Source organism: Paraburkholderia eburnea, assembly GCF_002917095.1.
GTDB classification, from domain to species: domain Bacteria; phylum Pseudomonadota; class Gammaproteobacteria; order Burkholderiales; family Burkholderiaceae; genus Paraburkholderia; species Paraburkholderia eburnea.
In genome coordinates, this window is sequence record NZ_PQGA01000003.1 from 199,845 (window position 1) to 221,342 (window position 21,498).

Genomic DNA, 21,498 nt, shown 5'->3' on the forward strand with positions numbered 1-21,498 from the left:
AATCGCGCGCAATTTTAGCCGTTTGAGCGTCCCTGTCTACAAAAAAAACGTGGACGCAACATTCGCGCGACGCCCGCCGCTTAAGCCCCGGGGCGCGTCCGATCCGGATTGCATCGGCGAGCGTCCGGTGCGGGCGGTACGGCGACTGCCAGCCGCCCTTTCCGGCGGCAAGAAAATCCTTGCCCTTTTGGCCGCATGGGCAAGGCAGGGGCAAGGCAGGCCGCCGCCCGCGAATCGGTTAACATAGCGGGGTTTTCCGCACGGCCGGCGTGCCTTTTGCGCCCCGGCCATCCCGCCCCAAGACATATCGATGGCATCCAATCTTCACGACCTTCCCGACAGCCCCTGCATCGGCGTGTGCTCCACGCTTTTCGACGACATCTGCAAAGGCTGCGGCCGTACCGCGATCGAAGTCTCCAACTGGGTCTTCCTGAGCGACGAAGAAAAGCAGGCAATCTGGGCCCGCATCGAGCGCGAAGGCACCGCCATGCGCTTTCAGCCGAAAAACGCCTGAGGGCTGCGCAGGCGTAAAAAAACGCCGGACAAGCCGGCGTTCGGTCCCGCTTGTGCGGGTCGGCCTTGACCCGCGCGGCGCTCAGAACTTCATGCCGACGCCGATACCCACGATGATCGGGTCGATATAGAGCGTGCCCAGCGACGACCCGTTGAGCGACGCGCCCGTGCGCATCCATATCTTCTTGATATCCGCGTTCACGAACACATTCTTCGCGACCTGGTAATCGACGCCGAATTGCAGCGCCGGGCCAAAGCTATGGTTGTCGATCGACACCGGCTGGCCGCCCGCGTGCAGACCGTTGTTGTAGAACAGCGTGTAGTTGATGCCCGCGCCCACGTAAGGCCGGAACACGCCGGCATTGTTGAAGTGATATTGCAGCAGCAGCGTGGGCGGCAGCACGCCGACGCCGCCCAGCGCGCCGAGGCTCGACGTGACCTGATGGCGCGAGGTGCCCAGAATCAGTTCCGCGCCGATGTTGTTCGTCACCATGTACGTGAAGTCCAGTTCGGGCACGATGGCGTTGTTGACGTCGGTCTTGAGCGTAGTGAGCGTGCCGTTCGTGCTCGACTGCGGCATGATGCTGATCGCGCGCAAACGCACGAGCCAGTCGCCCGCGTAGATCCCCGTGTCGGGCGTGGCGGCGTGAGCCGCCGATGCGCCAAACGCCAGTGCGGCAACTGCGGCGGCAGCGGCCGCGATGGTCTTGATCTGATTTTTCATGGTGAATTCCCCTGTAGTTCCCGCGGTGATTCGCAAGACACTGCGAATTCTCCGAGGCAGGGGCCACCATTTTCTTGATTCGAATCAGCTAAGCGCGAACGCCGCGCGATGTGCGACCGCAGGTCGCGCTGAACCCGTCAAAAGCAGTTCCAAAAGGTCTCTTACCGAGCGGATGGCGTTGCCAAAAGGCAACGCTTCGCGCCCGCGGAAAAAGAGTCCGTTCGACACGTCGCCGCGCAGGGCGGCGGCAAGACGCGTATCGATGCAAAAGTGCCCGAACTTTTCGATCCCGTCGCGCAAGCCGCACACGGACAGACATTCGAGCCCCGTCGGGCAAGCGTTTTTGACCTGACCGATCTTCACGCGGATGCGCGATTCGTTGCGCAGGTAACGATCGAGCCACGGCGTTTTCACGGCGCGCGCGGGTAGCCCCGTCACGCTGATGAATTCGACGATGTCTTCGGGCTTCGCATCGGCGAGCACGCGCTTGAAGTTGGGATGCGCGTCGCCCTCTTCCGTCACGGCGAACGGCGTGCCCACCTGCACGCCATTGGCGCCGGCCTGCAGCCAGCGCCGCACTGCCTCATGGCTATTGATGCCGCCGCCCACGATCAGCGGAACATCGCTGCGGCTGATGCCGAGCGTGGCGTACACGCCGTCCAGTTCCTCGAAGATACGCTCGAAACCGAAACGCTCGTTATCCATATCGGCCAGATCGGTCACACCCAGATGGCCGCCCGCATGGGCGGGATGCTCCAGCACCACGGCGTCGGGCAGACGCCCCTTCTTCATCCACTTCTTGAGCACCAGCGACACGCCGCGCGCGTCGGAAAGAATCGGGATCAGCGCGATGTCCACGCCCTGGGTGAGATCGGGCAGATCGAGCGGCAGGCCCGCGCCCATGACAATGGCGTCGGCGCCATGCTCGCAGGCCGCGCGCACATAGTCGGCGTGGGCGTTGACGGCCTTCATGACATTCACGGCGATCATGCCGTGGCCGTCGGCCAGCTTGCGCGCGGCTTCGATCTCGCGGCCCAGCGCGACCAGATTGGCCTGCGCGAGCGTGTCGTGGCGCGGATCGGCGCGGCATTGTTCGACGAGATCGGCGTGATGGTGGCGCAAGTCGATGCTCGCGATGGTGCCGAGCGCGCCCTCGCGCGCGACGCTGCCCGCGAGCCGGTGCGCGGAAATGCCGACGCCCATGCCGCCTTGCACGATGGGCAGCAATTGACGGCCGCGAAGTTGGAGCGGCGCGAATGAATGATCTGGAAACATGGTGACAGTGACCCGCCTGGCGTTGTCGATGACAAAACGCTAATGGTCGCGCGCACCCGGATGGCAGCATTGATAAAAGTCAAAAACTAATGCGGGAGCCAAGTATGACTCCCGCATTAGTGATGTAAATCAAGACGTCGCACCGTGACATTTGCAAGGCGCGACGTTTTCAGCCGGCTTTAAACGGCTCAGTCCTTCGGCACCTTGAACTGCATCGACTTGTATTCGAGGTATTCCTCGAGCCCGTACACGCCGTTCTCGCGGCCATGTCCCGACTGCTTGTAGCCGCCGAACGGTGCGGCCATGTTCCATGCGCCGCCGTTGATGTCGATCTGGCCCGTGCGGATGCGGCGCGCGACGCGCATCGCGCGCTCGTCGCTGCCTGCCCAGACCGCGCCGCCCAGACCGTAGAGCGAATCATTGGCGATGGCTACCGCGTCGTCCTCGTCTTTGGCCGTGATGATCGTCAGTACCGGGCCGAAGATTTCCTCCTGCGCGATGGCCGCGTCGCGCGGCACGCGACCGAAGACTGTCGGCTTCACGAAGAAGCCCTGAGTCAGCCCTTCGGGCATGCCTGCGCCGCCCGTGACGAGTTCGGCGCCGTCGGCGATGCCGCGCTCGATGTAGTGCTGCACTTTCTCCTGCTGCACCTTCGAGGCGAGCGGGCCGAGCCTGGCCTTTTCGTCGCGCGGATCGGCGACCGTGTAGGCTTCGGCGGCGGCTTTCGCCAGCTCGCGCGCTTCTTCATAGCGCGACTCGGGCACGATCATGCGCGTGTGCGCCGAGCAGGTCTGCCCCGAGTTCAGGAAGCACGCGCCCACGGTGCCCTTCACCGCAGCCGCGAAATCGGCGTCGTCGAGCACCACGGATGCCGACTTGCCGCCCAGCTCCAGCGACACGCGCTTGACGCTCGCCGACGCGACTTCCGACACGCGCTTGCCCGCGCGCGTCGAACCCGTGAACGAGACCATGTCGACTTCGGGATGGCGCGCCATCAACTCGCCGACGACCGGGCCGTAACCGCTCACGAGATTGAACACGCCCGCGGGCAGGCCCGCTTCGTGGATCGCCTCGGCGAGCACGAAGGCGTTGAGCGGCGCGATCTCGGACGGCTTGAGCACGACGGTGCAGCCCGCGGCCAGCGCGGCGGCGACCTTGAGCGTGATCTGGTTGAGCGGATAGTTCCACGGCGTAACGGCCGCGACGACGCCCACCGGCTCGCGCACCACGAGCGAATTGCCGACGCGTTCCTCGTACTGGAATTCGCTTGCGAGCTTCGCGTAGGCGCCCCAGTTGTAGACCGGACCGCCCACCTGAATCGCGCGCGCGAGCTTGAGCGGCATCCCCACTTCGCCTGCGATCAACTGCGCGAGTTCGTCGGTGCGGGCCTTGAGGTTGTCGGCGATCTTTTGCAGATACGTTGCGCGCTCGGCGGCGGGCGTCGTCGCCCAGGCGTTGAACGCGGCACGCGCGGCGGCGATGGCGGCTTCGGTATCGGCTTCGTTGCCTTCGGGGATGCGGCCCATGACGGCCTCGGTGCCCGAATCGATCACATCGATCGTGCCCTTGCCCTGCGGCGCGACCCATTGGCCATTGATGTAGAGCTGGTCGAACTGTTTCATGTGCGGTGCTCCTGTCTCCGTTTGTGTGTCTGTGTGTGCTTTTGCGCGTCGATGAAAACGCGACGAATCCGCATTCTAGCTTGCTTGACGCATACGGAAAGTGTTGCGCACGCTCATGCTGGGGTTTTGGTTGCGCCCTTATACTGCGCGCTCCTCCACTCGCTTGCACGCTTCATGAAACGCACTCTGCTTTGTCTCGCCATGGGTCTTACTCCGCTGCTCGCTCACGCGGGTTGCGAGGACAACTTCCAGAAGTGGACCGCGCAACTGCATCCGGGCCGCACGCTCGACACCGACCATGCGGTCTGCAAGGTCTGGCCCGCGAACGAGGCACTGACGATTGCCGCCCTGCCGTTGCCGCAGAAAAGCAGCAACGACGACACGGGCACGGACGATCTAGAAGTGCTGGTGGCCGATACGGCGTCGGGGACGGTGATCGCGCATCAGTTCCAGAAGTCGGCGATTTCCTACGATGCGATCCGCCTGGAGAGTATCGCGCTCGATACCGCGCGTTATCAACTCGCGCCCGGCAATCGTGCGTTCGGTGTGCGCTTGAGCTACGAAGGCTCATCGCGCGTGAGCCCTTACGAAGCCACGGCGCTCAGCCTCTACACAATCGAGGGCCAGCGCCTTCGCGCGGTGCTGGACAACCTCACGGTGAGCCAGTCGAGCGGTGACTGGGACGGCAACTGCGCGGGCACGTTCAACGACACGACGCGCACGCTCGACATCGGCGCGCCCGGCAAGGAAGGTTTTGCGACGCTGAAGATCGCGGAAAAGTCGGTGGATCGCGTGAACAAGCCGGCCGGCAACGACTGCGCCGAAAACCAGAAGCCGCCGAAGCGCGCCAATATCACGCTCGAATACCGCAACGGCAAGTACGGTGTGCCGAACGGTATGCAGTACAGCAACTGACCCGCTGCCGCCAAAAGCAGAACGGGCGACACCTATCGCGTCGCCCGTTTTCATTTCACGCTTCGATCGCCTGAACCGGCAATCGAAAACCGCAACTCAATGCAGACCCTGGCTCGCCAGGAAGTCCTCATAGTTACCGCTGTAGTCGTTGATCGTGCCATCGGTTTTCACTTCGATGATGCGATTGGCCAGGCCGTTCACGAACTCGCGGTCGTGCGATACGAACACCAGCGTGCCTTCGAACTTTTCGAGCGCGATCTGCAGCGACTCGATCGATTCCATGTCCATGTGGTTGGTCGGCTCGTCCATCAGCAGCACGTTATGGCGGCCCAGCATCAGCTTGCCCCAGATCATGCGGCCCTTCTCGCCGCCCGACAGCACCTTGACCGACTTGCGGATGTCGTCAGCATTGAACAGCAGACGGCCCAGCGTGCCGCGCACGGATTGCTCGTCGTCGCCTTCCTGGCGGTACTGGTCGATCCAGTCCATCAGCGTGACGTCGTTCGGGAACTCTTCGTACGTGTCCTGCGGCATGTAGCCGATGCTGGCGTTTTCAGCCCATTTCACCGTGCCGTTGTCGACCGCCACGTTGCCCATCAGCGAGCGCAGCAGCGTGGTCTTACCCGCGCCGTTTTCGCCGATGATCGCAATGCGCTCGCCCGGCTGCACGCTGATGCTGAATTTGTTGAAGATGCGGCGCTCGTACGTCTTCGTGATCTCTTCCGCGACCACGACGATGTTGTGCAGCTTCTTCTCGAATTCGAAGCGGATGAACGGATTCTGACGCGACGAGGGCTTGAATTCCTCGATCTTGATCTTGTCGATCATCTTCAGACGGCTGGTGGCCTGACGCGCCTTCGACTTGTTGGCCGAGAAGCGGCGCACGAAGTCCTGCAGGTCGGCCACGCGCTCCTTGGCCTTGGCGTTGGCGTTGGCCTGGCGCTCGCGCGCCTGTGCCGAAGCGAGCATGTAGTCGTCGTAGTTGCCCGGATAGACCTTCAACGTGCCGTAATCCATGTCCGCCATGTGCGTGCAGACCTGGTTCAGGAAGTGTCGATCGTGGGAAATGATGATCATGGTCGAGTTGTACTCGTTCAGAACATCTTCCAGCCAACGGATCGAGTTGATGTCGAGGTTGTTGGTCGGTTCGTCGAGCAGGAGCACGTCCGGCTTCGAGAACAGGGCCTGCGCGAGCAGCACGCGCAGTTTCCAGCCCGGCGCCACGCCGCTCATCGGGCCGTTATGGAATTCCGTGGCGATGCCGATGCCGAGCAGCAGTTCGCCCGCGCGCGCTTCGGCCGTGTAGCCGTCGTACTCGGCGAATTTCGCTTCGAGTTCGGCGGCGTGCATGTAGTCGTCGTCGGTGGCTTCGGGGTTCGCGTAGATCGCGTCGCGCTCGCTCATCGCGGCCCACATTTCGGTGTGGCCCATCATGACGACGTCGAGCACGCGCACGTCTTCGTATGCGAACTGGTCCTGGCGCAGCTTGCCCAGGCGCACGTTGGGTTCGAGGATGACGTTGCCCGAGCTTTGTTCGAGGTCGCCGCCCAGGATCTTCATGAACGTGGATTTACCGCAACCGTTCGCGCCGATCAGGCCATAGCGGTTGCCTTCGCCGAATTTGACCGAGATGTTCTCGAACAAGGGCTTCGGCCCGAATTGCATGGTGATGTTGGCGGTAGAGAGCACAGCGCGTCCCGGTAAGTAGATCGACGAAAAACCTGTAATTTTAGCAGGTTATGCCAGTTCGCGCGCGTCTGCCAGAGTCCGGACGCGGGAGGAGGACAAAGCGCGCGCCCGTTCGAAATTACCGGAAATTCGTGGCAGATTCGTGCAGGGCTTCGCTTGAGCCGCGCGCCCTAGCCGCGCCGTGCGGTTTGCAGCACATCGACGAAGCCGGACAAATCGGCCTGATCCAACCCCATCGCAGCGCCAAGCCGCAGGATCTGCTGCACCGTCCCCGCCACGGGCATGGGCGTGCCGGTCTGCTGTGCGGCGGCCGCCACCGTATCGACATCCTTCTGGAACGTTTTCAGCGCGCCGATTGGCGCGAGCCCATCCTGCGTCATGCGCGGCACGAACGTGCGCAACAGCGTCGAGTCGGCCCAACCGCCTGCGAGCGCCTCGGGCAGCTTCGCGGCGTCGATGCCGCTGCGGCGCGCGAGGCCCACGGCTTCGGCGATCGCGGCAACCGTCGCCGTGACGATGGCCTGATTGCAGAGCTTGGTGGTCTGCCCCGCGCCCGCCGCGCCCATGTGCGTGACGCGCGCCGCGTAGGCGGCGAGGATCGGCGCGACGGCTTCGACGTCCCCGGCGTCGCCGCCCGCCATCACGGCGAGCGTACCGGCCTGCGCCCCGCCCACGCCGCCCGACACCGGCGCATCGACCCAGCCGACGCCCAGCGCCGCGGCACGCGCGGCCAGCTCGCGCGTGAATTCCGGCGCAATGCTCGAATGATCGACGATGCGGCGCACGCGCGCCCTGCCCGCATCGCCTCGTCCTGCCAGAATGCCGTGCGCGCCGAACACCGTCTGCTCGACTGCCGCGCCGTCGGCGACGCACAGCAGCACCACGTCCGCACGTTGCGCGAGCGCCTGCGGCGTGTCCACGACCTGCGCGCCATCGGCCATCAGCGCTTCGGCCTTGGCACGCGAACGGTTCCACACATGAACGGCGTGACCGGCGCCCAGCAAATGGCGAATCATCGGCGCGCCCATCAATCCCGGCCCGCAAAATCCCAGTTCCTGCTTCTGCATCTTCCTTGTCTCCTGCTGCATGTTTTCAGCGACGTCGTTTGCTTCGCGCCCGCGAGGCGTCATGATACCGGTCGACGTCCATCGCGCAGCGATCTCCGACGCGCCCTGGCGTACGACGCGCCGTTACCTATACTCGGTTGACGTGCCTGAAAAATGTCACGCGCGCGCCGCCCCCATCGAGGAGACTTTGTCATGAGCGACCACGTCTACAAACAAATCGAACTCACCGGTTCGTCCACCGTTTCGAGCGACGAAGCGATTCGCTGCGCGATCGCGCGCGCATCGAAAACGCTGCGTCATCTGCACTGGTTCGAAGTCACCGAAACGCGCGGTCTGATCGAAGGCGACAAGGTGATGCACTGGCAGGTGACGATCAAGGTCGGCTTGCGGATCGATGAATAAGCGCGGCCAATGAAAACGGCTGCGCGCGCCGTGAAGGCGTCGCGCAGCCGCACCCTGCTGCATTGATCCTACGAAAGCGCGCTTATTTGGGCAGCGATCCGTCCACGCCTTCGACGTACCAGTTCAGGCGCTGCAGTTCGGGATCGCTCAGCGTCTTGCCTGCGGGCACCTTGACCGCGCCCGTCTGATCCTTGATCGGACCCGTGAACACGTCCCACTTGCCGCCTGCGATCGCTTCACGCTTTGCAGCAACGGCCTTCTGCGCATCGGCGGACAGCGCGGCCGTGTTCACGTCGCCCAGATCGACGGCTTTTTGCGGGATGCCCCACCAGACCGGATCGTTCTTCCACTTGCCGTCCAGCACCTGCTGGATCGCGGCGACGTAATAAACGCCCCAGTTCGCCTCGACCGAACCCAGATGCGCGTCCGGGCCGAACTTCTTCATGTTCGAATCCCAGCCGAACGCGTGGACGTGTTTCTCTTCGGCGGTCGCCAGCGTCGCGCTCGAATCGGTGTTTTGCAGCAGCACGTCGGCGCCCTGACCGATCAGCGTTTCGGCGGCCTGCTTTTCCTTGCCCGGATCGAACCAGCTGTTGATCCAGATGACCTTGGTATGGACCTTCGGATTCACCGAGCGCGCGCCCAGCGTGTACGCGTTGATGTTGCGCACGACTTCGGGAATCGGCACGGAAGCCACGAAGCCGAGCGTGTTCGTCTTCGTCGCATAACCCGCCGCGACGCCCGCAAGGTACGCGCCCTGATACATGCGCACGTCATAGGTGCCGAAGTTCGGCGCCTTCTTGTAGCCGGTGGCGTGCAGGAACACGGTGTCCGGGAAGTCCTTCGCCACTTTCAGTTCGAAGTCCTGATAACCGAAGCTCGACCCGAAGATGATCTTGTTGCCCTTGCTCGCGAGGTCGCGGAACACACGCTCCGAGTCCGCCGATTCGGGCACGTTCTCCACGCGCGTGATCTTGATCTTGCTGCCGAACTTCTGTTCGGCGGCCTTCGAGCCCTGATCGTGCGCGTAGGTCCAGCCGGCATCGCCAGGATTGCCGAGATAGACGAACGCGACGCCTGGCGCATCGGCGGCCTGCGCCGACGGCGCGAGCGCCGCCGCGCCGCAAGTGGCGGCCACGGCGAAAGCGGTCAGGATGGTTTTTTTCATTGTGAGTCTCCGGTCCCGTTGGGATGCTTGCTTCTGTGGTGGATTGAGAAACTGCGAGCGCTTCGAATAATTTTTGCAACAAGCGACAAACAAGCGACAACTACGCCGCCCCAAAGAACGACTTGCCGAGCGACGCGGGCGCGTTCAGGCGGATCGTGTTCGGGTTACGCGAGATCAGCACGAGCACGACGACGGTGGCCACATACGGCAGCATGGCGAGGAACTGCGTGGGCACCGGCACGCCGATCGCCTGCGCGTAAAACTGCGCGCCCGTCACCGCGCCGAACAGCAGCGCGCCGATCAACAGACGGCCCGGCCGCCACGTCGCGAACACCACGAGCGCAAGCGCGATCCAGCCGCGTCCCGCCGTGATCTGCTCCTGCCACAGATGCAGTTGCACGACCGAGTAGTACGCGCCCGCGAGACCCGCCATCGCGCCGCCGAACGCCGTCGCGCCATAACGCACGCCAATCACCGGAAAGCCCACCGAATGCGCGACCTGCGGCGACTCGCCCACCGAGCGCAGCACGAGTCCCGCACGCGTGCGATAGAGGAACCACGCGACCACGGCGAACATCACGAACGCGAGGTAATCGACAGGCGTGAGACTGAAGAACGCCGGGCCGACCACGGGCAGATGCGAGAGACCGGGAATCGGCCACGCATTGATCGTCGCCGAAGTGGCCGCCGAGGTGTACGGCTTGCCCACGTAGGCCGACAGGCCCACGCCGAAGATCGTGAGCGAGAGGCCTGTGGCGACCTGGTTGGCGAGCATCGTCAGCACGAGAAAGCCGAACAGCAGCGACATTGCGATGCCCGCCGCCATGCCCGCGACGAGGCCGAGCCACGGGTTGCCGCTGATCGTCGTGACCGCGTAGCCGGTGACGGCGCCCATCAGCATCATCCCTTCCACGCCGAGATTGAGCACGCCCGACTTTTCCGTGACGAGTTCGCCCACGCCCGCGAACATCAGCGGAATGGCGGCGGTGACGGCGCTCGATGCGAGCGAACTGGCTTGCTGGATATCCATATCGTGTTGCCTTGTTTCGTGTAAGCAGGTGGCTCGATCAATGCGCCGCGGCAGCGGTGTGACGACGGCGAATCCGGTAATTCACGAACAGATCCGCGCCGAGCAGGCAGAACAGCAGCAAGCCCTGGAACACGCCGGAAAGCGCCTGCGGCAGTTGCAGCGAGGTCTGCACCGCTTCGCCGCCGAGATACAGCAGCGCCATCAACAGACTCGCGAGCACGATGCCGACCGGATGCAGCCGCCCGACGAACACGACGATGATCGCCGTGAAGCCGTAACCCGGCGACCACGTCGCCTGCAACTGGCCGATCGGCCCGGCGATTTCGCCCATGCCCGCGAGACCGGCCAGCCCGCCCGAGAGCAGCAGCGAAGTCCAGATCGTCTTTTTCTCCGAGAAACCGGCGTAGCGCGCGGCGAGCGGCGCGAGACCGCCCACGCTCATGCGATAGCCGGCAAAGCTGCGGCGCATGAAGAGCCAGACGAGCGGAATGGCCGCGAGCGTGAGGAAGATCGACGCATTCAGACGCGTGCCGCGCAGCCAGTGGATGCGCCAGTCGCCGCCGAAAGTCGGATAGAGCGCATCGCCGCTGAACATTTCGGAGAGCGGGAAATTCATGCCGTTCGGATCGCGCCACGGCCCGCTCACGAGCCAGATCAGCAACTGCGTGGCGACATAGGTGAGCATCAGGCTCGTGAGGATTTCGTTGGTATTGAAGCGGCTCTTGAGCCAGGCAGGAATTGCCGCCCACGCCATGCCGCCCAGCACGCCCGCGATCATCATCAGAAACAGAATCCACCCGCCGCTGGCCTGATCGAAGTAGATCGCCACGCCGCTCGCCGCGATGCCGCCGAGCACCATCTGCCCTTCCGCGCCGATGTTCCAGACGTTGGCGCGATAACCCGCCGCGAGGCCGAGCGCGATCAGGCACAGCGGCGACGCCTTGAGCAGGAGTTCCGACCAGCCGTTGACGCTCGAGAGCGGTTCGATGAAAAACGCGTGCATGGCCTGCACGGGATCGCGGCCCACGAGGCCGAAGATCAGGAAGCCGATCGCCAGCGTGAGGAGCGCGGCGATCAGCGGCACGGCGATGCGCACCGTGCGGGACGGCGTCGTGCGGGCTTCGAGTCGGTAGGGAAAGATCATGGCGGTGGAATGGCTGTAGCGTTGTCGTTATGTGGTACGCGCATGAGTCATGGCAGTCAAGTCATGGCGGTCATGCGTGCGCGGCCGGTGCCGCCGGCGCGGCGGGCGGCGGAGCGCCGTTGGCTTGCGAGGCGCGCTCGCCGAACAGGCCGGCCATCCAGCGGCCGATTTCCTCGGCATTGGTTTCGCCGGTCAGACGCGCGGGCGAGAGCCGTCCGCCCGCGAGCACGGCGATGCGGTCGCAGATATCGAACAGTTCTTCGAGTTCTTCCGAGATCACCAGGATCGCCACGCCGCTCGCCGACAAATCGAGCAACTGCTGACGGATGAAAGCCGCCGCGCCCACATCCACGCCCCAGGTGGGCTGCGCGACCACGAGCACCTTCGGCGCCTGCAAAATCTCGCGCCCGACGATGTACTTCTGCAGATTGCCGCCCGAGAGACTTTGCGCGAGCGCATCGGGGCCGCCGCAGCGCACGTCGAAGGCGCCGATGCAACGCTGCGCGAACGCGCGCATCGCGCCGGTCTTGAGCCAGCCCGAGCGCACCATGCCTTCGCGGTGCGCCGTGAGCAGCGCGTTTTCCGCGAGCGACATCGCGGGCACCGCGCCGCGCCCAAGGCGCTCTTCCGGCACGAAGGCAAAACCGAGCCGCCGCCGTGCGCCCGCCGACAGCCGCCCCGCCGGCTTGCCGCAGATCGTCACCGAATCCGCCGCGCCGTGACGACCCGCGGGCGTCTGGCGCGCCTCGCCCGAGAGCGCCGCGAGCAGTTCCGCCTGACCGTTGCCCGACACGCCCGCGATCCCGAGAATCTCGCCCGCATGGACGCCAAAGCTCACGTCGTCGAGCGAGGTGCCGAACGGATCGTCGCTCGGCATCGACAGATGCTTCACGTCGAGCAGGACGTCGCCGGGCGTATGCGAGCGCCGCGTATAGGCAGGCAATTCGCGTCCCACCATCAGTCGCGCGAGCGATGCGTGGGTTTCCTCGCGCGGAATCACGTTGCCGGTCACCTTGCCGCCGCGCAGGACCGTGGCCGTATCGCAAAGCTCCTGGATTTCGTCGAGCTTGTGGCTGATGTACAGAATGCTGCAGCCTTCCGACGCGAGCCGCCGCAGCGTGCCGAACAGCTTGCGCACGGCCTGCGGCGTGAGCACGGAGGTCGGCTCGTCCATGATGAGCAGACGCGGGTTCTGCAGCAGGCAGCGCACGATTTCCACGCGCTGACGCTCGCCCACGGTGAGGCTATGCACGTGGCGCTGCGGATCGACGTCGAGGCCATATTGCCCCGACACCTCGCGGATGCGCGCGGCCAGCGTCTTGAGATCGAATTTTTCGTCGAGCGAGAGCGCGATGTTCTCGCCCACGGTGAGCGTTTCGAACAACGAAAAATGCTGGAACACCATTCCGATGCCGAGCTTGCGCGCCGCCGCCGGGCTGGCGATTTCGACGGCAGCGCCCTCCCAGCGGATCTCGCCCGCGTCGGGGCGCACCGCGCCATAGACGATCTTCATGAGCGTGCTCTTGCCCGCGCCGTTCTCGCCGAGCAGCGCATGAATCTCGCCGGGCGCGACCGTGAGCGTCACGTCGTCGTTGGCGCGCACGGCCGGGTATTGCTTCGTGATGCCGGAAAGCGCGAGGCGCGGCACGCGCGGCTGCGTTTCAATCGGTTGACGGGAAGAAGAATCGCCCATGGAAGTTCCGCCGAGGTACGTTATTTAATACGTTATTGCTGGTTCGTTATCTGTTGTCGTCCGTTACCGCCGCGCTACCGCAGTTCGCGCGCAAGCCTTTTCCATGGCCGCGCAAAGCGCCCCCGCGCGGGGTGACGATACCTTGCCGGCGTGGCCAGCGTCGAGCCGACAAAAATCCTCATGACACGCCGTCGTGCCCCGCGCAACAGGGACTTGTCAGGATGGCTCGGTACAACCCTGTCTTGACGGGTCTTTTTGTCCATATTAAAAAACATATATCCCTAAAGCCCCTCGATCAGCCAAAACATATAATTCGGAGATTTCATGAGCCAGCAACGCGAGGCGATCGACACGTACCTTTTGCGCGTCTTGCACACCCTCTTGATGGAGCGCAGCGTGACGCGCGCGGCCGTCAAGCTCAATCAGTCGCAACCCGCCATCAGCGCAGCGCTACGGCGTCTGCGCGACATTACCGGCGACCCGCTGCTCGTGCGCGGCAAGTCCGGCATGGTGCCCACCGAATACGGCCTGCGCCTGCTCGAACCCGTGCAGAACGCCCTGCGCGAGATCGAGCGCATCCGTTTCCAGCAGCACAATTTCGATCCGGCCACCTCGATCCGCTGTTACCGCATCGGCTGTCCGGACTATCTGAACGTGCTGTTCGTGCCCACCGTGGTCGAGCGTTTCCGCCAGGCCGCCCCCAATGCCACGCTCGAATTTCATTCGCTCGGACCCGCGTTCGACTACGAACTGGCGCTCGAAGAAGGCAAGCTCGACATCGTGATCGGCAACTGGCCCGAGCCGCCCGAGCAGCTTCACCTGTCGAATCTGTTCGTCGACCAGATCGTTTGCCTGATGAGCAACACGCACCCGTTCGCCAAGCGCGGCGGGCTGACGCTCGACCAGTACCTCAACGCGCCGCATCTCGCGCCCACGCCCTATTCCGTGGGCCAGCGCGGCGCCATCGACGTGCATCTCGCGCGCGAGCGCCTCAAGCGCCACGTGGTCGTCACGCTGCCGTACTTCAATCTGGCGCCTTACGTGCTCATCAAGTCGGATCTGGTGTTCACCACCACGCGTCTCTTTGCCGATCATTACGCGCGCTTCCTGCCGCTCACGGTCGTGCCCGCGCCGCTCGACTTCCCGCCGATGCAGTACTACCAGTTGTGGCACGAACGCTGTCACTATTCGGATGAAGTCCGCTGGTTGCGCAGCCTCGTCGCCGAAGCGACGAAGACGCTGATCGACAAGCCTTAATAGACGCCGATGCCGTTTTGCCGAACGGCTTGAGCGTTACAGCACGGGCGGCCCGCTTCTGCGCGCCGCCCGTTTCGTTTCCGCGCGGCTTAACGTCGCTTAACGCGCCGCCTGCACGAGTTGCCCCGCGAGCCGGTTATGGCGCTCGATCACCGGCCCAAGTTCGACCGTCTGCAGCACGCCCTCTTTCACCACCACGCGCCCATCGATCACCGACAGCGCAACCTGCGAGGGCGCGCAGAACGCCAGCGCCGCGACCGGATCATGCAGCGCGCCCGCGAACAAAGGCTGGCGCAGATCGAAAGCCACGAAATCCGCCGCCATGCCGGGCGCGAGCGCGCCGATATCGTCGCGGCCCAGCACCTTCGCGCCGCCGAGCGTCGCGATCTCCAGCGCCTCGCGCGCCGTCATGGCGTCGGGGCCGAAGCCCACGCGCGCGAGCAGCATCGCCTGGCGCATCTCGCCGATCATCTGCGCGCCGTCGTTCGAAGCCGAGCCGTCCACGCCCAGGCCCACGGGCACGCCCGCGAGGCGCATTTTCCTGATCGGCGCGATGCCGGACGCCAGGCGCATATTCGAGCACGGGCAATGCGCGACGCCCGTGCCGGTGCGTCCGAACAGACCAATGCCGTGCTCGTCGAGCTGCACGCAGTGGGCGTGCCAGACGTCGCGGCCGACCCAGCCCAGATCCTCGGCATATTCGGCCGGCGTCATGCCGAACTTTTCGCGGCTATAGGCGATGTCGTTGACGTTCTCCGCGAGGTGCGTGTGCATCGACACGCCGTAATGGCGCGCCATCGTCGCCGATTCGCGCATCAGATCGCGGCTCACCGAGAACGGCGAGCACGGCGCGACCACCACGCGCAGCATCGCGTAACGCCCCTCGTCGTGATACGTCTCGATGAGGCGCTGGGTGTCGGCGAGGATCGCGTCCTCATTCTCGACCACTGAATCCGGCGGCAGGCCGCCGTCCTTCTGCCCCACGCTCATGCTGCCGCGCGCCGCATGAAAACGCATGCCGATCTGCTGCGCGGCGCGGATGCTGTCGTCCAGACGGCTGCCGTTCGGGTAGATGTAGAGGTGATCGCTCGACGTCGTGCAGCCCGAGAGCAGCAGTTCCGCCATCGCCGTGAGCGTCGATACCTCGATCATTTCCGGCGTCAGGTTGGCCCAGACCTTGTAGAGATTCGTGAGCCAGCCGAACAACTCGGCATCCTGCGCGGCGGGCACGGCGCGCGTGAGGCTCTGATACATGTGATGGTGCGTATTGACGAGGCCCGGCGTGACGATATGGCCGGTGGCGTCGATCACCTCGTCGGCGGTCTGCGGCAGTTCCGCCGTCGGGCCGACCGCGACGATGCGGTTGTCCTCGACATAAAGACCGCCGCCGCGGATCTCGCGCCGCGCGCCGTCCATCGTCACCAGCATGTCGGCGTTCTTGACCAGCAAGGTTTTTTTCGTGCGGGGGGTGCGTTCCATCGTGTCTGTTCGCTCCGTTGTCCATGAATCGACTGTGAATGTGAAGCAAACGCCCTTGCCGCACCGCCGGTCAACCGGAACAACCGGTGCCGACGCATCCTGACGAGGACGCCGCTGGCCCGGTTACCCGGCGCCCAGCGCCGTCTTCGGGTTGCGCGCTCCGGTATGTGTCCGGTGTGTGCCGTTGCGCGCATGACCGCTACCTTCGGCAACCAAAATTCCGCTGGCAATTCGCCTGGGCGAGATACCGGAATTCAGTCCCTTCATATAAAGGTCGATTTTTGGCGCGGATACGATGTGCACATGGGTGAAAACCCGAGGTTTCGATCGCCGCGAGAGCCGCTTGCAGCAAGGCCAGGCGGCCAGGCTCATGCGGCGGGGATTATCTTTCCTATCGCTCGCGCGATTGCGGCCCGAACGTTCTTAAAATGCGTTCACGGCGCTCGCTTCGATCCGCCGACGGGTATGTAGCCACTGACGTGGAGCCTCGATCCGCCGCTTGAGCATCATGGGATCGAGACGCCGCCGAAACCTCGCAACGACACCAGGAAAAGACAAGGAAAACTGCGAATGGGCAAGCTGACTACCCACGTGCTCGACACCGCGAACGGCCGTCCCGGCGCGGGCATCAAGGTCGAACTCCACGCGCTCGACGGCGACGCCCGCCGCGCGCTGAAGACCGTCACGACCAACCACGACGGCCGCTGCGACGAACCGCTGCTCGAAGGCGCGGCGCTCACCCCGGGCGAATACGAACTCGTGTTCCATGCCGGCGACTACTTCGCGTCGATCGGCACGAAAGTGCCGGAGCCGCGCTTCGTCGATCGCGTCGTGCTGCGCTTTGGCGTGGCCGATGCCGGCGCGCACTATCACGTGCCGCTGCTCGTCTCGCCGTGGTCGTACAGCACCTATCGCGGCAGTTGAGCTTGCTGGGCTGCCGTCCACAGCACACCAACAACACAACAAAGAGAAAGGCGGCGCGCCGACGCGTCCGCGCTTTGCGGCGCTGCACTTATGCCGCCCCCGCAGTCCCGCGCGAGACGCCTTGACGTCCGCGCGCAACGAATCAGGAGTGGAGGAGTTTCATGGAAGGCTTTATTACCGACTGGCTGAACCTCGCGTTGCGCTGGTTCCACGTCATCGCGGCGATCGCCTGGATCGGCGAATCGTTCTACTTTGTCGCGCTCGACAACAGCCTCAAACCGCCCACGGATGCGAACCAGCGCCGTCGCGGCGTGTTCGGCGAACTGTGGCACGTCCACGGCGGCGGCTTCTACAACATGCAGAAGTACACCGTCGCGCCGCCCGAAATGCCCGACGATCTGCACTGGTCGAAGTGGCCGTCCTATACGACGTGGCTCTCGGGCGCATCGCTCTTCACGGTGCTTTACCTGTTCGCGCCGAATACGTATCTCATCGACAAGAACGTGCTCGACATGGGCCCGGTCGTGGCGGTGGCCTCGGCGCTCGGCTTCCTGGCTGCGGGCTGGATCGTGTATGACTCGCTGTGCCGCCTGCTGGGCACGAAGGACAAGCTGCTCGGCGTATGCGTGGGCGTCTATGTCGTGGTTGCCGCGTACCTCGCCTGCCACATCTTCTCGGGCCGCGCCGCGTATCTGATCATGGGCGCGATGCTCGCGACGATCATGTCGGCGAACGTGTTCTTCGTCATCATCCCTGGCCAGCGCAAGATGGTCAACGCGATGCTCAAGGGCGAAACGCCGAACCCGATCTACGGTAAGCGCGGCAAGCAGCGTTCGGTGCACAACACCTACTTCACGCTGCCGGTGGTGTTCGCGATGCTGTCGAACCACTACGCGATGACCTACGCGCACGAATACAACTGGGCCGTGCTCGTGGTCATCATGCTGGCCGGCGCGCTGATTCGCCAGTTCTTCGTGATGCGCCATCGCGGCCAGCAACTCTGGTATCTGCCGATCGGTGGCGTGGCGCTGATGTTCGTCGCGCTGGTCTGGACGCTGCCGCGCCCGGTCGTGCCGCAGGCCGAAGCCGCAAACGCGCCGACGATCAAGATCGGTGACATCCAGCCGATCCTGCAACAGCGTTGCGCGGGCTGCCACTCGGCGCACCCGACGATGATGGGCGCAGCGCCCGCCGGCGTGATGTTCGATACGCCCGATGAAATCTCGCAGAACGCGCAGCGGCTGTATCAGCAGGCCGTCACGCTCAAGGCGATGCCGCTGGGCAACGTCACGCACATGACCGACGACGAGCGCATGAAGATTGCCGCGTGGTTCCAGGGCGGCGCGAAGCAGTAATCTTCCTGGGCCAGTTTGGCCGCATTAAAAGCCCGAAGCACTTTTGTGTTTCGGGCTTTTTGTTTTTTGATCCGTGCTTGAGAAAATTCTCAATTTATTAGTCTGAAAGTGCAAATAATTAAGAATTCGAAGCGCCGAGATTAAAATCACGAATCCAATCCTACGCCTCGCGACGCACTTTCATTCTGGTGCAGGGCGCACACCGCGTCGGCATCCGATCTATGTCGGTCCCGCTCCCGCTTCCCGACTACTGCTCCTGGACTAATCAGTTCAACTTCAATCGATTTTAAGAATTCTCTTATACCCCATTATTTGAGCAATTAATAAAGTTCGAGGGATTTTCTATCGCGGTGATTTCACATAGATTGAAAACAATACCAGTGAATGCCCGCGAGATTGAAAATCGACTCAACATCTTGAGTGACGGTTAGTCACGTCATTCGAGTCTGGCTGCGGCGCATCTGAGACTATGTCGCCCCCATGCGTTCGTAGCCACTCAATTAAATCAGGATAACGAATGAATAAGACCTATCGATCAGTTTGGAACGAAACGACGGGGACATGGGTAGCAGTATCGGAACAATCCGTAGCACGTGGCAAGCAAAAGAATTCACGATTGAGATCCTTCAGGATACTTGCAACGATAGGGGTTGGCACCGTTGGAGGCATGGTATCCAGCAGCGTCTTCGCGAGCCAGTTATGCACCACCGACATCAACGGCGGAAACCAGGAAGCGGTGAGCGCCGCGTCGAAATCGCTTATCCAGGGCTGTCAAGGGCTACCGGTCACGGGTCATGACATCGGCATGCTCGAAGCGCAGTCCAGCATGGTCTATGTCGACGGGACGACGGGTACGGTCAATTTCCGCGCGACGGCGTCCGGCCCGACCTTAACGATTAACGCTGCCGGCAACCTCAAAAATCTCACGGCTGGCGTGGTCAATGGAAGTAGCAAGGACGCAATTAACGGTTCGCAGCTCTTCGGGCTGGCTTCGAGCGTCGCGACAGATTTGGGCGGCGGTGTTTCAGCGAATGCCGACGGCAGCGTGACCGCTCCGAAATATGTCGTTGCCGGGGGCACCTACAGCAACGTCGGCTCGGCGCTTGCCGCGCTCAGTGCGGGCGGCAAGCAGGACGCCGTGCTCTACGACTCGTCCGCGCATAGCTCCGTAAGTCTTGGTGGCGCGAGCGCAACGGCGCCGGTGGCCCTGCTCAATGTCGCGAACGGCGCAGTCAATGCGTCGAGCACGGACGCGGTCAATGGCGCGCAGTTGTATGGGGTATCCAGTTCCATCACTAGCATCAATAGCGACGTTACACGGATACACAACACCCTGACCACGGCAGGCTGGGGAGCGCAAAGCGCCTCGTCAAATCCCGCGGCCTACACGTTTGGCGGCTTCATCATGGACGCGGACGGCAATGTGAGCAATCCTGCTGTTCTCTACACCCCGAACACGACTGGAACGGCGAACGCGCAAATCGTGCTCGACCCAGGCAAAGGCAATAGCCTTTATTTCGTGAACGGCGACCGTTCCCAGGGTTATTTGCCGAAGGGCACCGTTATCAGCAACGTGGCCGACGGCATTCAAGATACCGACGCCGCCAATGTCGGTCAGGTCTACGAAATTGTCAGTTCGTCGAGCGGAGGCAGTAAGGACAGACTGTTGCTGTCGGCATCGACTGCAAACAACGCGAACGGCGGCTCAGGTGTGAATTCGACCGGGCTCAACCAGTCATATACGACCGCGGCGTACTACGCCCAGGTTGCGGGCCTGGCGGATAACAGCGGTTCGCAAGGCCCGTCTGACGCGGCACGTGCTTCGGGAGCCGGCGCCATCGCTATCGGCTCGAACGCCTACACACATGCCGCAAATGGCGTCGCGCTTGGCGTGCAAGCCTATGCCAGTGCGAAGGATGGAGTCGCAATCGGTGCGGGTTCCGTGGCGAACGAGTCGAATACGGTCTCGGTGGGCAATGACGGCAAAAGCTCGTATGTTGCGTATGACGCCAATGGTGTGCCCTTCACGATTCAAAACGAAGCCAACACGCGTCGGATCGTGAACCTGGCGGCGGGCCAGGACGATACGGATGCGGTCAACGTCTCGCAGCTCAGATCCGTGGCAAGCGCGTTGGGCGGCGGCGCCGGCATCAATGCCGCCGGCGGCTTCATCGCACCGTCCTATACGGTGGGTGGCGCGACGGTCAATAACATCGGCGACGCGATCACCAATCTCGACAACCGCGTGCTGAAAAATACAACGGACATCTCGACGCTCGCAGCATCGATGAATCCGGCAGCGGCGACGTCAGCAACGTCGTCTGGCACCGAGCGCGGCGCCGTGGCGATCGGCTCGCTCGCGCCCGCGAATCCCATCAGCGTGGGCGTGGGCGGCGTAGGCGACACCAGCACGACGGACTCCAACGCCGTGCATTACGATTCGGCAGACCACTCCACGGTGACGCTCGGCGGCACGAGCGGCGGCAACGTCAGCCTGAGCGGCCTTCAGAACGGCACACTGTCCGCGCAAAGCACCGATGCCGTCACCGGCCAACAGCTCTATGCCACGAACGAGCAGGTCGCCAACATCAATCAGGCTGTACAGAATCTCAGCACGGCGGGTTCGACGGCCATTTCGGTCAACTCGACCAGTAATGCTGCGAGCGCATCGGGCACGCAATCGGTTGCCGTAGGCGGTGGCGCGGTGGCAACGGGCAGCAACGCGACCGCAATCGGCGATACGGCCAATGCCTCGGCAACGAATTCCGTGGCGCTCGGTGCAAACTCGGTTGCCAACCGCGACAACTCCGTGTCGGTCGGGGCGGCCGGATCGGAGCGTCAGATCGTCAACGTCGCTGCCGGCACGCAGGGCACCGACGCCGTCAACCTGAACCAGTTGAACACGGCGATCGCCCAGCAATCGAGCGCGATCGGACAGCAGATCTCCAATCTGCAAGGCTCGATCAACACCGTGTCGAAGAACGCCTATGCGGGTGTCGCGGCGGCCATGGCCATGCCCAACCTCACGCCCTCGGGTCCGGGACGCACCGTCGTCGCGGCAGGCGGCGGCTACTACATGGGCGGCAGCGCGGCGGCGGTCGGCGTGACATATCGTTCGGCAAACATGCACTGGCTCATGAGCGGCGCTGTATCCGTCACGAGCACGGGCAATCCGGGAGTGCGCGCCCAGGTCGGCTACGAATTCTGATCGCACCTCCTCGCGCATGACTCGCGCACGCTC

At 63.7% G+C, this 21,498-nt stretch carries 17 protein-coding genes and 1 pseudogene; 8 read left to right on the top strand and 10 right to left on the bottom strand.

The features are described from left to right. Window positions 1–310: 310 nt before the first annotated feature. Entirely contained in the window at window positions 311–514 is a 204-nt protein-coding gene (locus tag B0G62_RS08925; RefSeq protein ID WP_103703832.1) for a DUF1289 domain-containing protein, read from the top strand. Window positions 515–595: 81 nt separating this feature from the next. Here the strand turns inward: B0G62_RS08925 and B0G62_RS08930 are convergent, their stop codons facing one another. The 3 genes from B0G62_RS08930 to B0G62_RS08940 form a co-directional block, all read right to left on the bottom strand. Beyond that, window positions 596–1,237 carry an OmpW/AlkL family protein gene (locus B0G62_RS08930; protein ID WP_103703833.1) on the bottom strand — a complete coding sequence of 214 codons (642 nt, stop codon included), beginning with the start codon at window positions 1,235–1,237 and terminating at the stop codon, window positions 596–598. Window positions 1,238–1,321: 84 nt separating this feature from the next. Then, the gene (locus B0G62_RS08935; protein WP_103703834.1) at window positions 1,322–2,512 is read right to left on the bottom strand and encodes an NAD(P)H-dependent flavin oxidoreductase; all 1,191 of its coding nucleotides are present in this window, start codon (window positions 2,510–2,512) and stop codon (window positions 1,322–1,324) included. Between the two features lie 188 nt (window positions 2,513–2,700). Next, the gene (locus tag B0G62_RS08940; protein ID WP_103703835.1) at window positions 2,701–4,134 is read right to left on the bottom strand and encodes an aldehyde dehydrogenase family protein; all 1,434 of its coding nucleotides are present in this window, start codon (window positions 4,132–4,134) and stop codon (window positions 2,701–2,703) included. Window positions 4,135–4,308: 174 nt separating this feature from the next. On the opposite strand from B0G62_RS08940, the gene B0G62_RS08945 reads away from it, so the two are divergent. Continuing rightward, the gene (locus B0G62_RS08945; protein ID WP_146055229.1) at window positions 4,309–5,049 is read left to right on the top strand and encodes a PA3715 family protein; all 741 of its coding nucleotides are present in this window, start codon (window positions 4,309–4,311) and stop codon (window positions 5,047–5,049) included. 96 nt (window positions 5,050–5,145) lie between these two features. On the opposite strand, the gene B0G62_RS08950 is transcribed toward B0G62_RS08945, so the two are convergent. Beyond that, a complete protein-coding gene (locus B0G62_RS08950) occupies window positions 5,146–6,738 on the bottom strand; it encodes an ABC-F family ATPase (RefSeq protein ID WP_103703837.1) in 1,593 nt (530 codons plus the stop codon). A gap of 170 nt (window positions 6,739–6,908) precedes the next feature. Next, window positions 6,909–7,805 carry an NAD(P)-dependent oxidoreductase gene (locus B0G62_RS08955; protein ID WP_244193163.1) on the bottom strand — a complete coding sequence of 299 codons (897 nt, stop codon included), beginning with the start codon at window positions 7,803–7,805 and terminating at the stop codon, window positions 6,909–6,911. A gap of 192 nt (window positions 7,806–7,997) precedes the next feature. On the opposite strand from B0G62_RS08955, the gene B0G62_RS08960 reads away from it, so the two are divergent. Then, window positions 7,998–8,207 (top strand): dodecin, encoded by a 210-nt coding sequence (locus tag B0G62_RS08960; RefSeq protein ID WP_027814779.1) that lies wholly within the window; start codon window positions 7,998–8,000, stop codon window positions 8,205–8,207. An 82-nt stretch (window positions 8,208–8,289) separates the two neighbouring features. Here B0G62_RS08960 and B0G62_RS08965 read toward each other — a convergent pair whose 3' ends face one another. From B0G62_RS08965 to B0G62_RS08980, 4 genes are all read right to left on the bottom strand, one after another. Continuing rightward, window positions 8,290–9,375 carry a BMP family ABC transporter substrate-binding protein gene (locus B0G62_RS08965; protein WP_103703838.1) on the bottom strand — a complete coding sequence of 362 codons (1,086 nt, stop codon included), beginning with the start codon at window positions 9,373–9,375 and terminating at the stop codon, window positions 8,290–8,292. Window positions 9,376–9,475: 100 nt separating this feature from the next. Beyond that, window positions 9,476–10,405, bottom strand: a complete 930-nt coding sequence (locus B0G62_RS08970; RefSeq protein ID WP_103703839.1) for an ABC transporter permease — start codon at window positions 10,403–10,405, stop codon at window positions 9,476–9,478. A gap of 37 nt (window positions 10,406–10,442) precedes the next feature. Next, window positions 10,443–11,549, bottom strand: a complete 1,107-nt coding sequence (locus B0G62_RS08975; RefSeq protein WP_103703840.1) for an ABC transporter permease — start codon at window positions 11,547–11,549, stop codon at window positions 10,443–10,445. A 70-nt stretch (window positions 11,550–11,619) separates the two neighbouring features. After that, a complete protein-coding gene (locus tag B0G62_RS08980; RefSeq protein ID WP_103703841.1) occupies window positions 11,620–13,242 on the bottom strand; it encodes an ABC transporter ATP-binding protein in 1,623 nt (540 codons plus the stop codon). 324 nt (window positions 13,243–13,566) lie between these two features. Here B0G62_RS08980 and B0G62_RS08985 point away from each other — a divergent pair, with 324 nt between their 5' ends. Continuing rightward, the gene (locus B0G62_RS08985; protein WP_103703842.1) at window positions 13,567–14,499 is read left to right on the top strand and encodes a LysR substrate-binding domain-containing protein; all 933 of its coding nucleotides are present in this window, start codon (window positions 13,567–13,569) and stop codon (window positions 14,497–14,499) included. A gap of 99 nt (window positions 14,500–14,598) precedes the next feature. Here the strand turns inward: B0G62_RS08985 and B0G62_RS08990 are convergent, their stop codons facing one another. After that, window positions 14,599–15,978: an 8-oxoguanine deaminase gene (locus tag B0G62_RS08990; protein ID WP_103703843.1), complete on the bottom strand. Its 1,380-nt coding sequence runs from the start codon at window positions 15,976–15,978 to the stop codon at window positions 14,599–14,601. 570 nt (window positions 15,979–16,548) lie between these two features. Here B0G62_RS08990 and uraH point away from each other — a divergent pair. The 4 genes and pseudogenes from uraH (at window position 16,549) to B0G62_RS09005 (ending at window position 21,465) form a co-directional block, all read left to right on the top strand. Continuing rightward, entirely contained in the window at window positions 16,549–16,902 is a 354-nt protein-coding gene (uraH, locus tag B0G62_RS08995) for a hydroxyisourate hydrolase (protein WP_103703844.1), read from the top strand. Window positions 16,903–17,063: 161 nt separating this feature from the next. Further along, window positions 17,064–18,257: a urate hydroxylase PuuD gene (locus B0G62_RS09000; protein ID WP_103703845.1), complete on the top strand. Its 1,194-nt coding sequence runs from the start codon at window positions 17,064–17,066 to the stop codon at window positions 18,255–18,257. 517 nt (window positions 18,258–18,774) lie between these two features. Further along, window positions 18,775–18,870: pseudogene (locus tag B0G62_RS32645) on the top strand (ESPR domain-containing protein); the annotation flags it as partial. A 54-nt stretch (window positions 18,871–18,924) separates the two neighbouring features. Continuing rightward, window positions 18,925–21,465 carry a YadA family autotransporter adhesin gene (locus tag B0G62_RS09005; protein ID WP_244193164.1) on the top strand — a complete coding sequence of 847 codons (2,541 nt, stop codon included), beginning with the start codon at window positions 18,925–18,927 and terminating at the stop codon, window positions 21,463–21,465. The last annotated feature ends 33 nt before the right edge of the window (window positions 21,466–21,498 follow it).

Excerpts from the sequence above, each read along its gene's own strand:
- B0G62_RS08930 (WP_103703833.1), bottom strand. The coding sequence starts at position 1,237 with ATGAAAAATCAGATCAAGACCATCGCGGCCGCTGCCGCCGCAGTTGCC.
- B0G62_RS08965 (WP_103703838.1), bottom strand. The coding sequence starts at position 9,375 with ATGAAAAAAACCATCCTGACCGCTTTCGCCGTGGCCGCCACTTGCGGC.
- B0G62_RS08975 (WP_103703840.1), bottom strand. The coding sequence starts at position 11,549 with ATGATCTTTCCCTACCGACTCGAAGCCCGCACGACGCCGTCCCGCACG.
- uraH (WP_103703844.1), top strand. The coding sequence starts at position 16,549 with ATGGGCAAGCTGACTACCCACGTGCTCGACACCGCGAACGGCCGTCCC.
- B0G62_RS09005 (WP_244193164.1), top strand. The coding sequence starts at position 18,925 with ATGGTATCCAGCAGCGTCTTCGCGAGCCAGTTATGCACCACCGACATC.
- B0G62_RS08945 (WP_146055229.1), top strand. The coding sequence starts at position 4,309 with ATGAAACGCACTCTGCTTTGTCTCGCCATGGGTCTTACTCCGCTGCTC.
- B0G62_RS08935 (WP_103703834.1), bottom strand. The coding sequence starts at position 2,512 with ATGTTTCCAGATCATTCATTCGCGCCGCTCCAACTTCGCGGCCGTCAA.
- B0G62_RS08980 (WP_103703841.1), bottom strand. The coding sequence starts at position 13,242 with ATGGGCGATTCTTCTTCCCGTCAACCGATTGAAACGCAGCCGCGCGTG.
- B0G62_RS08940 (WP_103703835.1), bottom strand. The coding sequence starts at position 4,134 with ATGAAACAGTTCGACCAGCTCTACATCAATGGCCAATGGGTCGCGCCG.
- B0G62_RS08990 (WP_103703843.1), bottom strand. The coding sequence starts at position 15,978 with ATGGAACGCACCCCCCGCACGAAAAAAACCTTGCTGGTCAAGAACGCC.
- B0G62_RS09000 (WP_103703845.1), top strand. The coding sequence starts at position 17,064 with ATGGAAGGCTTTATTACCGACTGGCTGAACCTCGCGTTGCGCTGGTTC.
- B0G62_RS08960 (WP_027814779.1), top strand. The coding sequence starts at position 7,998 with ATGAGCGACCACGTCTACAAACAAATCGAACTCACCGGTTCGTCCACC.
- B0G62_RS08925 (WP_103703832.1), top strand. The coding sequence starts at position 311 with ATGGCATCCAATCTTCACGACCTTCCCGACAGCCCCTGCATCGGCGTG.
- B0G62_RS08970 (WP_103703839.1), bottom strand. The coding sequence starts at position 10,405 with ATGGATATCCAGCAAGCCAGTTCGCTCGCATCGAGCGCCGTCACCGCC.
- B0G62_RS08985 (WP_103703842.1), top strand. The coding sequence starts at position 13,567 with ATGAGCCAGCAACGCGAGGCGATCGACACGTACCTTTTGCGCGTCTTG.
- B0G62_RS08955 (WP_244193163.1), bottom strand. The coding sequence starts at position 7,805 with ATGCAGAAGCAGGAACTGGGATTTTGCGGGCCGGGATTGATGGGCGCG.